The organism is Halorubrum sp. SD683, assembly GCF_002135045.1.
GTDB lineage: Archaea > Halobacteriota > Halobacteria > Halobacteriales > Haloferacaceae > Halorubrum > Halorubrum ezzemoulense.
Genome location: NZ_NEWJ01000077.1, coordinates 1 through 12,861, shown reverse-complemented (window position 1 = coordinate 12,861; position 12,861 = coordinate 1). Strand labels below are relative to the sequence as shown.

10 protein-coding genes and 1 pseudogene are annotated in these 12,861 nt (G+C 71.4%); 5 read left to right on the top strand and 6 right to left on the bottom strand.

What is annotated here, in order from left to right; translation table 11 throughout:
- The first annotated feature begins 301 nt into the window (after positions 1-301).
- The 4 genes from B9G49_RS14010 to B9G49_RS13995 all read left to right on the top strand — a co-directional run bounded on the left by B9G49_RS14010 (position 302) and on the right by B9G49_RS13995 (position 4,738).
- Positions 302-1,576: a Single-stranded DNA binding protein gene (locus B9G49_RS14010; RefSeq protein WP_086216785.1), complete on the top strand. Its 1,275-nt coding sequence runs from the start codon at positions 302-304 to the stop codon at positions 1,574-1,576.
- Positions 1,573-3,306: a hypothetical protein gene (locus B9G49_RS14005; RefSeq protein ID WP_086216784.1), complete on the top strand. Its 1,734-nt coding sequence runs from the start codon at positions 1,573-1,575 to the stop codon at positions 3,304-3,306. Before B9G49_RS14010 ends, B9G49_RS14005 begins: the two co-directional genes overlap by 4 nt.
- Entirely contained in the window at positions 3,306-4,079 is a 774-nt protein-coding gene (locus tag B9G49_RS14000; RefSeq protein ID WP_086216783.1) for a metallophosphoesterase, read from the top strand. Before B9G49_RS14005 ends, B9G49_RS14000 begins: the two co-directional genes overlap by 1 nt.
- 83 nt (positions 4,080-4,162) lie before the next feature.
- Complete coding sequence (locus tag B9G49_RS13995; RefSeq protein WP_086216782.1) at positions 4,163-4,738, top strand: putative phosphothreonine lyase domain-containg protein; 576 nt, start codon at positions 4,163-4,165, stop codon at positions 4,736-4,738.
- 13 nt (positions 4,739-4,751) lie between these two features.
- Here B9G49_RS13995 and B9G49_RS13990 read toward each other — a convergent pair whose 3' ends face one another.
- The 6 genes from B9G49_RS13990 to B9G49_RS17200 all read right to left on the bottom strand — a co-directional run bounded on the left by B9G49_RS13990 (position 4,752) and on the right by B9G49_RS17200 (position 12,159).
- The gene (locus tag B9G49_RS13990; RefSeq protein ID WP_086216781.1) at positions 4,752-5,246 is read right to left on the bottom strand and encodes a hypothetical protein; all 495 of its coding nucleotides are present in this window, start codon (positions 5,244-5,246) and stop codon (positions 4,752-4,754) included.
- Positions 5,243-6,403 carry a 3-ketoacyl-CoA thiolase gene (locus B9G49_RS13985; protein WP_086216780.1) on the bottom strand — a complete coding sequence of 387 codons (1,161 nt, stop codon included), beginning with the start codon at positions 6,401-6,403 and terminating at the stop codon, positions 5,243-5,245. Before B9G49_RS13985 ends, B9G49_RS13990 begins: the two co-directional genes overlap by 4 nt.
- 139 nt (positions 6,404-6,542) lie before the next feature.
- Positions 6,543-7,286, bottom strand: coding sequence for a bacteriorhodopsin (locus B9G49_RS13980; RefSeq protein WP_086216779.1), 744 nt, complete (start codon positions 7,284-7,286; stop codon positions 6,543-6,545).
- A complete protein-coding gene (locus B9G49_RS13975; RefSeq protein WP_049931314.1) occupies positions 7,283-8,827 on the bottom strand; it encodes a methyl-accepting chemotaxis protein in 1,545 nt (514 codons plus the stop codon). The genes B9G49_RS13980 and B9G49_RS13975 overlap by 4 nt, the downstream gene beginning before the upstream one ends.
- Positions 8,828-8,932: 105 nt before the next feature.
- On the bottom strand, positions 8,933-11,314 hold the full coding sequence (gene mutL / locus B9G49_RS13970) for a DNA mismatch repair endonuclease MutL (protein ID WP_086216778.1): 2,382 nt from the start codon (positions 11,312-11,314) through the stop codon (positions 8,933-8,935).
- A gap of 455 nt (positions 11,315-11,769) precedes the next feature.
- Positions 11,770-12,159: a TOBE domain-containing protein gene (locus tag B9G49_RS17200; protein ID WP_255376754.1), complete on the bottom strand. Its 390-nt coding sequence runs from the start codon at positions 12,157-12,159 to the stop codon at positions 11,770-11,772.
- On the opposite strand from B9G49_RS17200, the pseudogene B9G49_RS13960 reads away from it, so the two are divergent.
- Positions 12,160-12,717: pseudogene (locus B9G49_RS13960) on the top strand (extracellular solute-binding protein); the annotation flags it as partial.
- Between the last annotated feature and the right edge of the window lie 144 nt (positions 12,718-12,861).

Here is a 12,861-nt window from a genome sequence, read left to right as displayed (position 1 = left end):
CCCTGATACGGCGAGGTGTACGGCGACCCCCCGACCGGGTCGTCGAACCCCTCGGGGGGAAGGTAGATCCGCTCGCCGCCCTCCGACCGCACGACGACCGCGACGTCTCGCGTGCCGGCCACGTCGATCACCGTGCGGTCGTCGGTGACGCGCGCGTCGATGTCGATTTCGTCCATGCCCCACGTTGCGACCGGGGACGGTTTAGCCCTACCGGCCGTCCCCGACGGCGCCGCGGGCCGGTCCGTCGCCGGCGCTCACCGGTGGTGAATCCTTTTGTGCGGCCGCGCCGAACCTCGCTTCGATGGACGTCAACAGCCATGCCGAGGAGCTCGCCTCCGACCTCGGCGTCGACAAAGAGGAGGTCAAAGCCGACCTACAGAACTTACTGGAGTACAGCGTCCCCATCGACGAGGCGAAACAGAGCGTCCGCCGGAAGCACGGCGGCGGGGGCGGCGGCTCGACGCCGACGCCCGACGCCGTCGACGTGGGCGAGATCACCACCGACCACGACGGCGTGACGGTGACGGTTCGCGTGTTGACGCAGGGAACGCGCACGATCCGGTATCAGGGGGACGACCTCACGATCCGGGAGGGCGAAATCGCCGACGAGACCGGCGTCATCTCCTACACCGCGTGGCAGGACTTCGGCTTCGAGCCGGGCGACTCGCTGACGATCGGCAACGCCGGCGTCCGCGAGTGGGAGGGGGCGCCGGAGCTGAACCTCAACGACTCGACGACGGTCGCCATCGCCGACGAGGAGGTCTCGGTGGACCGCGAGGTGGGCGGCGACCGCAGCCTCGTCGACATCGCGGCCGGCGACCGCGGCCGCAACGTGGAGGTCCGCGTGCTGGAGGTCGACGAGAAGACCATCTCCGGGCGCGACGGCGAGACCGAGATCCTCGAAGGGGTCGTCGGCGACGAGACGGCGAAGCTCCCCTTCACCGACTGGCAGCCGCGCTCCGAGATCGAGGTCGGCGCCGACCTCCGGATAGAGGACGTGTACGTCCGGGAGTTCCGCGGCGTCCCCTCGATCAACCTCACCGAGTTCTCGACGGTGACGCCGCTCCCCGACCCCGTCGAGGTCGCGGAGGACGCCCCGCGGCTGTCTGTCGCGGACGCCGTCGGCTCCGGCGGAATGTTCGACGTCGAGGTCGTCGGGAACGTGCTGGAGGTCCGCGACGGCTCCGGGCTCATCGAGCGCTGCCCCGAGTGCGGCCGCGTCGTCCAGAACGGCCAGTGCCGAAGCCACGGGGACGTGGACGGCGAGGACGACCTACGGGTGAAGGCCATCCTCGACGACGGCACCGACACCGTGACCGTCGTCCTGGACGACGAGCTCACCGCCGAGGTGTACGGCGGCGGGCTCGACGACGCCCTCGCCGCCGCGAAGGACGCGATGGACAAGGAGGTCGTCGCGGACGACATCGCCGACTCGCTCGTCGGGCGCGCCTACCGCGTCCGCGGGAACCTCTCGGTCGACGACTACGGCGCGACCCTCGACGCGGCCGAGTTCGAGATTGCCGCTGACGACCCGGCCGCCCACGCCCGCGCCGCGCTCGCGGAGGTGGGCGAATGAGCGACGACGGGCCGGGCACGCGTGAGGTCGCCTACCGGGTGTTCGCCGCCGAGTTCGACGACGCCTCGCTGTCGTACTCCGAGAGCGACGAGGAGCGCGCCCCCAACTACGTCGTCACCCCGACCGGCGCGCGGGTGAACCGCCTGTTCACCGCCGGCGTGCTCACCGAGGTCGAGCGCGTGAACGACGAGACGCGGCGCGGTCGCGTCGTCGACCCGTCGGGCGCGTTCGTCACCTACGCCGGCCAGTATCAGCCGGAGGCGCAGACCTTCTTGGAGCGCGCCGACCCGCCGGCGTTCGTCGCGCTCACCGGCAAGGCGCGCACCTTCGAGCCCGAGGACTCCGACCGCGTCTTCACCTCCGTCCGCCCGGAGAGCCTCAACGAGGTCGACGCCGACACCCGCGACCGCTGGGTTGTCTCCGCCGCCGAGGCGACGCTCGACCGCCTCGCGGCGTTCGAGCAGGCCCTCGATTCCGACCTGCGCGGCGACGAGCTCCGCGCGGCGCTGGAGGCGGGCGGCGCCCCGGCTCCGCTCGCCGCCGGGATCCCGAAGGCGCTCGACCACTACGGCACGACCGCGGCATACGCAGAGGCGGTCCGCCGGCTCGCGGTCGACGCGCTCGAGCTGATCGCGGGCGACCGCGACGAGGTCCGGTCGATCGACGTCGCCCCCGACGAGGGGGACGCGACCGCGATCGGTCCGCTCCCCGACACCGACGTGACGATCGCGAAGCCGGCGGCGACGCCCGAGGCCGACGCGACCGCGGCCGCGGACGTCGGCTCCGACCCGGAACCCGCCACCGGTGAGAGCGAGGCCGAACCGACCGCCGAGGCTACCACGTCGACCGCGGATACCGACTCGTCGACCGCCGCCGTCGGATCGACCGCCGAGGCCGAGTCGCTGCTCGACGACGCGGCCGAGATGGAGGGCGCCGGATCCGCGGAATCCTCGGAAAGCGAGACGGCCGAACCGGAGGCGACCGCGACCGCCGACTCCGGATCGCTCGGCGATGCGGGCGACTCCACCGAGCCGACGGACGAGAGTACCGTGACCGACGATAGCATCACGACCGACGAAGGTGCCGCGGCCGACGACGGCGGCCTCGGCGACTTCGACGCCGGTGACGACGGAGACGACATCGGTGACTTCGACGCGGGCGGCGATGACGACATCGGTGACTTCGACGCGGGCGGCGATGACGACATCGGAGACCTCGACGCCGGGGGCGACGAGGGCGCGAGCCCCTCCCCCGACCCGGACGCCGACGGGGACGACATGTACCAGCTCGACGACGAGGAGCGCGAGGAGATCGAGTCCGAGTTCGGCACCGACTTCGCGACCGGGACCGAGGTCGACGAGCCGGGCGAGGCCGACATCGACGTGCCCGACCCCGAGGAGATCGTCGAAGAGCCCGACGACGACTCCGCGGCGGCCGCGGACGATTCGGCCGCCGCAGAGAGCCCGGAGCCCGACACCGCCGCCGCGACGGACGACGGAGATGAGGCCGAGACCGACGGAGACGCAGCTGACGACATCGACCTCGAAGCCGCGGCGGTCGCGGCGATGGACGACCTCGACGACGGCGACGGGGCGCCCCGCGAGGCGGTCGTCGAGCGCGTCGCGGACGACCACGGGGTCGAACCGGGCGCGGTCGAGGACGCGATTCAGGACGCGCTGATGAGCGGGCAGTGTTACGAGCCGGGCGACGGGCTGCTCAAGCCGATCTGATGGCGCGGGTCGAGCCGGTCGTCGGCGAGCCGGCGGCGGTGGCCGACCTCGGCGCGGAGCGCGCGCTGCTCGTCGCCGACGTCCACGCGGGCATCGAGGTCGGACTGCGCTACGAGCGCGGCGTCGAACTCGACTCCCGGGCCGACGAGCGCCGCGAGCGGCTCTGCGACCTCGTCGCCGAGACCGACGCCGACCGGCTCGTCGTCCTCGGCGACCTCGCGCACCGGATCGGCGCACCCGACGGCGACGAACGGGAGGAGCTGGAGGCCCTGATCCGCGCCGTCACCGACCGCGTCCCGATGACGCTCGTCGAGGGGAACCACGACGCGGGCGTCGCGGAGGCGTTCGCGGCCGACCTCGACGTGATCGGCCCCGAGGGCGGGCGGCTCGGTCGCGGGTCGGCCTCCGGCGTCGCGGTCTGTCACGGCCACACGTGGTCCGACCCCGCGCTCCGCGACGCCGACGTGATCTGTACCGGCCACGAGCACCCGCAGGTCCGACTGGAGGACTCGGTCGGCGGGTCGCGCGTCGAGCGCGCGTGGCTCCGCGGGACCCTCGACCCCGCGGCGTTCTCCGAGTCTGGTGATGCTCCCGGCCCGCCGGCCGATCCGCCGGAGCTCGTCGTCTTCCCCGCGTTCAACGAGCGCTCCGGCGGGACGTGGGTCAACGTCGAGGGCCAGTCGTTCCTCGCGCCGTACCTCCCCGCGGCGCTCCCCGCCGCGGACGCCTACCTGCTCGACGGGGCGCGGCTCGGGGACTACCGGGACATCTGAACGCCGCGGACCGATCGCGGAGTGACCGTTCCGCCCCGCTCCGCCGGCGAGACCGTTTTGTCCCGCGACGCGGAACCGGCCCCATGGTCACCGACCGCTCGCCCACCGCGATCGACGAGGCCGGGTGGCACTGGCTCCGGGTCAAACACGTGACGGGGTTCCCCCGCCAGGCCCGCGACGGCTACTTCCCGGCGCACGACGTGATGCGGCCGGCCGCGACGACCGAGGCGGACGCACCGGGGGTCGACGCCGGAAAGGAGTCGCTATCGGCCGGCCCCGAGACCGTCCGCGACGCCGACCGCCTCGCGCTGGAGACGACGTACCTGAGCGGGAAGTGGCTCGTCGAGCGTCCGGCGGAGGCGGTCGACGACCTCTGGGAGGCGGTGGTCGACGACGTCGCGGCCGAGCGGTTCTGGGACGCGAAGGTCGCGACCGCCGCCGGGTGCGAGGCGTTCGGCGAGTCCGACCACGCGGTGCTCGTGTTCACGCCGAACTACTTCGATCGAACGGACGTCGACCGGGTTCGACGCCGGCTCAGGGAGGAACACGGGGTGACCAAGCCGGTCCGATACCGCCCCGACGTGTACACGCTCGGCGGGGTCCACGAGGCGCGGCTCGGCCCGCTCGCCGACTCCGACGCGGCGCGGTTCCGCGCGTGAGATTCGCGTCCGGCTACTCCACCGGGCGGAACCGGAAGCCGTCCCAGTCCTGGCTCTCGGGCTCGCGGATGCCGGCGCCCGGCTCGCGCAGTTCGTCGGCGTACACCGGCTCGATCCGGTCGCCGATGTCGACGCTGAACTGGTCGCCGCCGTTGTCACTATCGTCCCCGTCGTCGCCTGTGACGCCGCCTGCCTCGTCGCGCTCGGCTATCTGTCCGAGCGCGCGGACCGGCGGCCCGTCGTAGTCGTCGCCCATCTCGAACTCGACGATTGCGAGGGTGTTCGGCTCGCGGACGCCCGGGGGCGTCGCGGTCGAGGTCGTCCACGTCACCACGCGCGCCTCGTACTCGCGGAGGTCGACCGTCCCGACGCGCTCGGCGCCGTTCGGGCCCACGGTGTGGGGCGGGTACGTGACCGTGCCGTCGGCGTACTCGGCGGCCTCGAAGGTCGGTTCGGCGCTGTCCCCTTGCCCGTCCGCGTCGGTGTCGGTCGTCTCGTGGTCGCTCATTGGCTTCCCTCCAAGATCGTGGTGGTCACGCAGTTCCCGAACCCGCCGACGTTACAGGCGATCCCCGTGTCGGCCTCGACCTGCCGCGGTCCGGCGTCGCCCGTGACCTGCTTGACTATCTCGTACACCTGCGCGACGCCGCTGGCCCCGAGCGGGTGGCCCTTGGACTTGAGCCCTCCCGACGTGTTGATCGGGAGGTCGCCGTCGCGGTCGGTGACGCCGCCGTCGACCGCCTTCCACCCCTCTCCCTTCTCGAAGAAGCCGAGGTCCTCGCTCTGGAGGAACTCCAGTATGGTGAACATGTCGTGGAGCTCGGCCACGTCGACGTCGTCCGGGCCGATCCCGGCCATCTCGTAGGCGACCTCGGAGGAGTCGACGACGCCGCCCATCGTCGTCGGGTCCGCGCGCTCGTGGACGACGTGGGTGTCCGTCGCCCCGCCGATGCCCGAGACCACGGCGTAGTTGCCGTCGGGCGCGTACTCCTCGGCCACCGACTCGGGACAGAACACGAGCGCCGCCGAGCCGTCCGTGATCGGACAGAAGTCGTACAGTCGGAGCGGGTCCGCGACGATCGGCGAGTCGAGGACCGTGTCGAGGTCGACCTCCTTCCGGAACTGCGCGTGAGGGTTGTCCACGCCGTTCCGGTGGTTTTTCACCGCGACCTTCCCGAGGCTCTCGCGGGGCGCGTCGTACTCGTCGAGGTAGAGCCGCGCCGTGAGGCCCGCGAACGAGGGGAGCGTGACGCCCTGCTTGTACTCCACCGGATGCGTGAGCGACGCGATCACGTCCGTCGCCTCCGCGGTCGTCCGGTGGGTCATCTTCTCGCCGCCGACCAGCATCGTGAGCTCGCTCGCGCCCGAGGCGACCGACTGCCACGCCGCGTACACCCCTGCCCCGCCTGAGGAGGAGGTCTGGTCGATCCGCGCCGTGTACGCCGGCTGGGCGGCGAGGTCGTGGGCGAGCGCGTTCGGGACGCCGGTCTGCCCCTCGAACTCGCCGCTGGCCATGTTCGAGACGTACAGGTGATCGAGGTCGCCGCCGTCGACGCCGGCGTCGTCGAGCGCGGCCGCGCCCGCCTCCGCCAGCAGCTCCCGGAGCCAAGCGTCGCGCTGCCCGAACCGCGTCATCGACGCGCCGACGATCGCTACGCGTTCCATGTCGGTGGGTCCACCGCGGTCGCCTAAAACGTACCTCTCCGCGGCCGCGGTGGGGTCCGTCCGTCCCGACACCGTCGGCCGCCGTCGAGGTCGCGCCTCGCCGTCTCACCCGCCCCCGGCGAGGATCTGCGAGCCCGGTTCAGTCCGCCGCGGTCGGCGCGCCGTCGCCGACCGCGTCGGTCGCGTCCTCGCGGTCAGCGGTCGCGGCCGACACCACGTCGGTGAACGCCTGTCGGCGGGCGTAGAAGAAGTAGACGTACGGGACCTTCGCCAACACGTCGAGGAAGGCGTACGTCAGCGCGGCGCCCACCCCCGTGGTGAAGCCGATCCCCGCCGGACCCATCAGCCAGACGAACGGGTACGCCAGCCACAGCAGGCCGACGTGGTTCTTCAGCAGGCTGAACAGCCCCCGCTGCATCGGGTCGTCGGGAACGGCCCGCGGGAACACCACGTACAGATACGCGAACAGCGTGACGTGGAAAATCGAGGAGACGCCGAACAGCACCCACTTGAGCGTCCCGCCCGTCACGACCGCCCCGGCGCCGAACGCGATCATCAGCGCGTCGGCGAGCATCACGCCCGCGATCGCGCGGCGGGACGCGCCGGCGACGTAGCCGATGAACCCGACCAGGAGCGGGGTGGTGACGATCCAGTCGACGTAGCGGAGGCCGACCAGCTCGGCCCCGTTGACGGTCACGGTTCCGATACCGAGCGCCATTCCGGCATACGCGAGCCCGGCGAAGCCGGGTATCACCGCCAGCGCGGCCAGGCGACCGCGGTCCTCCGACTCGCCGAGCTTCGCGTACAGCGCCGCGGTGATCCCGAGGCCGACGAGGAAGGCGACCGCCGCGATCCAGTACGCGGCGCTGACCGCGCCCGTCATCGCGCACCTCCGTCGGTCGTCGCTCGCGAGCGCGCCGTTCCGCCCCCGGTGGCCGGCCCGTCGGCGCCGGACGTCTCATCGACGGTGAACGCCGCGACCCGGTCTTGGAGCGTCGTCACGGCGTCGGTCTGGAACTCGCGCAGGGAGTCGGACACGTCCTCGACGACCGACTGACCCTCCTGTATCTCCGTCGCCGTCTGCTCCGCCGTCTCCGCGGTCTCGGTACTGAGCTCCGTGATCTCGTCGACGGAGCCGGCCGTGTCCTGTACCGTGTCGGCCTGGTCGGCGGTCGTCCGACGGATCTCCCCGAGCGAGCCGCTGATCTCGTCGACGGAGTCGGCGATCGTCTCGATGTCGGAGAGCGTCGACTCGACGGTGTCGGTCCCGGTCTGGACGCGCTCCTGTGTCGACCGGATCGACACCGTCACTTCCTCGGTCTGGTCGGCGATGTCGTCTATCATCGTATCAATCTCGTTCGCACGCGACTGCGTCTCCTCGGCGAGCTCCTTCACCTCCTCGGCGACGACGCTGAAGCCGTCGCCGGAGCCGTCCGCCCGGGCCGCCTCGATCGAGGCGTTGAGCGCGAGCATGTTGGTCTGTTCCGCTATCTCGCCGATGATGTCGACGATCTCGGTGATCTCGTCCATCCCGTCCTGAAGCTGTTCGACCCGGTCGACGGCCTGCTCCGCCTCCTCCTCGACCTCGGCCATCTCGGCCAGCGCGCTCTGGGAGGAGCTGCGGGCGTCGTCGCTCGTCGCCGCGACCGCCTCGCTTCGGTCCGACAGGTCGTCGACGGTCGCCGCGATCTCCTCGGCGGACGCGCTGATGGTCTCGATGTCGGTCGCGATGGACTCGAGCTCCGCGCGCTGGTCGCCCGCCTGTCCCCGGATCGTCGTCGCGCTCTCGGTCGCGCCGGCGACGCGCCGCTCGACCTCGTTGCTCATCTCCGCCATCTCGCCGGCGTCGGCCTCGATCCGGTCGGCCATCTCGCGGACCGTCTCCACCGTCCCCTGGAGGTCGTCCATCATCCGGTTGAACGACTCGCCCACGGTCGCGAGGCTCTCGTCGCTCTCGTCGACATCGACGCGCCGCGTGAGGTCGCCGGTCGCCGCCTCCTCCATCACCTCGGCGTACCGGTCGGCCGTCCGCCGGTAGCGGTCGGCCATCTCGGTCGCTTCCGCCCGCGCGCTCTCCAGTTCGTCTTGGGTCCGTTCCATCTCCGTTAGCCGGTCCTTCAGCGAGACCCGCATCTGCTCGATGGATCCCGCGAGCTCCCCGAACTCGTCGGTCCGGGTGGACTGTACTTCCCTGTCGATGTCCCCGTTGGCGACGCGCCGCGTCTGCGCGCCGATCTCGGTGACGCTGGCGATCGTCTCGGCCGCGTTGATCGACCCGAGCGTCAGGAGACCGGCGACGGCCGCGACGACCGTCGCGTTCGCGTCGTCGGTGGCCAGCCCGACGGCGACGATGAACGCCCCCGTCGCCACGTATCCGACGCCAAGTTTCACCCCGTAGCTGTCTTTCACCGATGCGATCGGCATGTGATCCATCAGGGAAACCGACGTGTTAAACGGCGCCCCAATACTATCAGTTCTGATATCCGGGCGCCTCGCCGAGCCTCGATCCAGGTCCTCGCGCCGCCGGGCTCACTCCGCGCGCCGGCCGCCGTGTCCCGGGTAGTCGCGTTCGAACCGGGACCCGATCTCCTCGCGGTCGATCCGGATCACGACCGGACGCCCGTGCGGGCAGGCGTAGGGGTTCTCGCAGGCGTCGAGCCGGTCGAGGAGGTCGACGACCCGGCCCTCGGTCAGCGAGGTGTTCCCCGTCACCGAGGGGTAACAGGCGAGGTCGGCGAGCAGCTCGTCGACGGCGCCGACGACCGGTTCGTCGCCCTCGGCAGCGTCGTCGACCAGCGCGGACAGGGAATCTCGCAGGAGGTCCGGGTCGAGCGCGGCGTCGAAGACGGCCGGGACCGCCGTCACCGCGACCTCGCGCTCGTCGGCGCGCTCCGCACGGAATCCGATCTCGGTGAGTTCGTCGACGAACTCCTCGAACAGCGCCGCCTCGCGGGCGGTCAACCCGATCCGGACCGGCTCCGCGAGGGCCTGCGCCTCCGCGCCGTCCGCGACGGTCGCCTTCAGCCGCTCGTAGTTCACGCGCTCGTCGGCCGCGTGCTGGTCGATCAGCACGAGCCCGTCCGGCGCCTCGGCGACGACGTACGTCTCATGAAGCTGACCGAGCACCCGCAGCGGAGGCAGCGAGTCGAACTCGCGCTCGGCCTCGGTCGCCTCGCCGTCCAGCGTCCGCTGCCGGGTCCGTGCCCGTGTTCGGGGTGCCGACCGAACCGCGTCCGCCCGGGCCCCCCTCCGGTCGCCCCCCGCCGCTCCGCTGCCATTCGCTGTCTCGTCGCCAGCCGTCGTTTCGTCTCCGACCGTCGTTCCGTCGCCGACCGTCGTTCCGTCGCCGACCGTCGTTTCGTCCCCGACTTTCGTTTGGTCGCCGACTGCCGTCTCGTCGCTGGTTGCCGCTTCGCCTCGGCTCGGCTCGCACTCCGCGCCGTCGCTCTGCCGGCTCTGCGGACTGGGTCGATCGTCGCCGCTCGCGTTGTGATTCGCGTCGCCGTCCCGGGGCTCGCCCGCGGGCTCTGCCGTTGGTTCGGCCCGGGTCCTCTCCCCCTCGCCGAGGTCGTCGACGGCCCACGCCGCGTCGTCGGACGGGTCCAGTTCGGTCGGCGTCGCGGGGTCGTCGTCGCCCTGACCCGGGTCGGCGTCGGTCACCGAGTCCGGGGTTCGGCCGGGATCTTCAGTGTTCGCCGACGTTCCGGGGTCGCCTGGCGTCCCGGAGTCGGAGACTGCCGCGGACTCGCGCCCCTCGCGGGCGGCGCGCTCGTGCTCGGTGTCCGCGCCGCCCACGGCCTCGGTGTCGGGCGTCTCGGGGGCGACCGCCGTCTCGTCGGGCGCCGACTGGCCCCGGGGCGCCGTCGACCGGATCAGGCCGTGGTCGAGCAGCGCCCCCTCGACGGCCGCCTCGACCGCTTCCCGGACCGCAGGCTCCTCGTCGAAGCGGACCTCCAGCTTGCGGGGGTGGACGTTCACGTCCACGTCGCCGGCCGGGACCTCGACGAAGAGGACCGCGAACGGGTAGCGGTCGGGGGCCAACTGACCGCCGTACGCCTCCAACGTCGCCTCGCGCAGCGCGCTCGCGGTGACGTACCGCCCGTTGACGTACGTCGAGAGGTAGTCGCGCGTCGAGCGCGTCGTCTCCGGGTGCGAGACGAGCCCCGTCACCCGCCGGACCGGTGCGTCGGCGGAGTCGTCGCCCGCGTCGGTTCCCTCCGGCGTCCATTCCACGTCGATCATCGACTCGGCGACCTCGCGGCCGTAGACGGCGAGGACGGCCGAGCGGAGGTCGCCGTTCCCCTCGGTCGCGAACGTCTCGCGGCCGTCGTGTTCGAGCGACACTGCCACGTCGGGGTTCGCCAGCGCGTACCCGGTCACCACGGTGTTGACGTGATCGAACTCGGTCGCGGTCCGCTTGAGGAACTTCTCGCGCGCGGGAGTGTTATAAAACAGGTCGTCGACCTCGACGGTTGTTCCCGCGGGACAGCCCGCCGGGCGGGCCTCGCCCACGTCGCCGCCCGCGACGGTGATCTCCGCGCCGGCCTCGGCCTCCGGGGGGCGCGAACGGACGGTGAGCCGCGAGACCGCGCCGACCGTGTACAGCGCCTCGCCGCGGAAGCCGAGCGTGGCGACGCCGCGGTCGAGGTCCTCGATGTCGCCGATCTTCGAGGTGGCGTGCTCCGCGACGGCCGCCTCCAGTTGGTCCTCGGGGATTCCGACGCCGTCGTCGCGGACGCGGATCCCCTCCGTCCCGCCCGCCTCGACCGAGACGGCGACGCGGCTCGCGCCCGCGTCGAGGCTGTTCTCGACCAGCTCCTTCACGACGCTCGCGGGCCGCTCGACGACCTCGCCCGCCGCGATCCGCTGGACGGTCCGCTCGTCCAACCGCTCGATGTCTGGCGGCTCCATTCGTACGCTCCGTCGGACGAGCGCGCACTTCAAGCCGTTGTCGGCGGTGACGGCGTGAGGGGAGGCGCTCGCGTGGTGCCGCTGTGTATACATGAACTGCGGCGGCGCGTGCCTGCGAGCGGCCGCCCTCGGCGGCCGCGAGACGGCACGCGCGAGGGAGTCGCCGGCTCCCGGAGCGAAGCGGAGGGTGCCAGCGACGAGGTTGGGGAGGGGTGAGGTGCGGTTGCGGTGCGGGGTGAGTCAAAGTGTCAGTCGCGAGGGCGAAGGCGCGCGACGCAAACACCGCAAGGAGCGAGCAGCGCGACCGACTGAGAAGCGCAGCGAGCGTGCGCCCGCCTCGCGACTGGGGCTTTACCGGTGTCTGTCGAGGTTCCACTGGCCTCAAATCACAGCGCGCAGGGAAAGTACGAACGAACGGTTCACAGGTCCGGACTGTCTCCGAAAATCGACCTTATTCAAGCGACCGCGGCCGCGATCTCCTCGTCGGTGAGGAACACATCCTCGCCGGTCTCGGGGTCGAACAGGTGGATGTGTTCCTCCGCGAAGGAGACACCGACCTCGTCGCCGGCCTCCGGCTTCACGTCGGCGGGCGAGCGGGCGAGGAAGTCCTCGGTCACGGTGAGGTGGACGTAGTTGTCGGAGCCGATCGGCTCGACGACCTCGACGGTCGAGCGCAGGTTCTCGTCGCCGCTCGGTGACTCGTCCAAGACGATGTTCTCCGGACGGATGCCCAGCGTGTACCGGCCGTTCCGGAGGTCGTGACCCCGGACGTACTCCGCGGAAAGATCGAGGTCCAGCCCCGCCTCCTCGTTCCGGATCGTCGCGCCGGCGCCGTCCGTCTCCACGTCGACGTCTCGCTCGACAGCTACACGCAGGCGGCGCGGGAGGCGGCGCAGTTCAACGACGGCCTCTACGGGCTCCCGTTCGCCTCCGAGACCGTCGCGCTGTTCTACAACGAGGACATGGTCGACGAGCCGCCGGAGACCATGGAGGAGATGGTCTCGATCATGGAGGAGTACCACGACCCGGAGAACGGGGAGTACGGCCTCTCGTACCCCGTGACGAACCCCTACTTCGTCAGCGGGTTCATCCAGGCGTACGGCGGGAACATCTTCGACGAGGGGAACCTCGAAGTCGGCGTCGACAGCGACGCGTGTAAGCGGGGCATGGACGCCCTCGAAACGCTGTCCGACTACGTGCCGGCCGACCCCGGCTACGAGTCGCAGATCGTCGCGTTCGCCGACGGACTCGCGCCGTTCGCGATCAACGGGCCGTGGGAGCTCGGCAACCTCAGCGGCGAGGTCGAGAACCTCGGCGTCACGACGCTGCCGACCGTCGACGGGAACCACCCGCGCTCGTACTCGGGCATCCAGCTGTTCTACTTCAGCCGCTCTTCAGTAGACTGGCGGAACCAGGAGTATTAGTGCCTCTGGCCTGGCAAAGACGGGTATGTGTGAAGACCGTCCTGCCTTCGGCCAGAGGCTAGCGGAACTTGCGGAACTTGGGGTAATAGAATTTCGGCCCGAGCCGCTCGACGCCATCGTCGA

What these genes read in the sequence shown, in the direction of transcription:
- mutL (WP_086216778.1), bottom strand. Translation starts at nt 11,314, where the DNA reads ATGGAGCCGCCAGACATCGAGCGGTTGGACGAGCGGACCGTCCAGCGG.
- B9G49_RS13995 (WP_086216782.1), top strand. Translation starts at nt 4,163, where the DNA reads ATGGTCACCGACCGCTCGCCCACCGCGATCGACGAGGCCGGGTGGCAC.
- B9G49_RS13975 (WP_049931314.1), bottom strand. Translation starts at nt 8,827, where the DNA reads ATGCCGATCGCATCGGTGAAAGACAGCTACGGGGTGAAACTTGGCGTC.
- B9G49_RS14010 (WP_086216785.1), top strand. Translation starts at nt 302, where the DNA reads ATGGACGTCAACAGCCATGCCGAGGAGCTCGCCTCCGACCTCGGCGTC.
- B9G49_RS14000 (WP_086216783.1), top strand. Translation starts at nt 3,306, where the DNA reads ATGGCGCGGGTCGAGCCGGTCGTCGGCGAGCCGGCGGCGGTGGCCGAC.
- B9G49_RS14005 (WP_086216784.1), top strand. Translation starts at nt 1,573, where the DNA reads ATGAGCGACGACGGGCCGGGCACGCGTGAGGTCGCCTACCGGGTGTTC.
- B9G49_RS13985 (WP_086216780.1), bottom strand. Translation starts at nt 6,403, where the DNA reads ATGGAACGCGTAGCGATCGTCGGCGCGTCGATGACGCGGTTCGGGCAG.
- B9G49_RS13980 (WP_086216779.1), bottom strand. Translation starts at nt 7,286, where the DNA reads ATGACGGGCGCGGTCAGCGCCGCGTACTGGATCGCGGCGGTCGCCTTC.
- B9G49_RS13990 (WP_086216781.1), bottom strand. Translation starts at nt 5,246, where the DNA reads ATGAGCGACCACGAGACGACCGACACCGACGCGGACGGGCAAGGGGAC.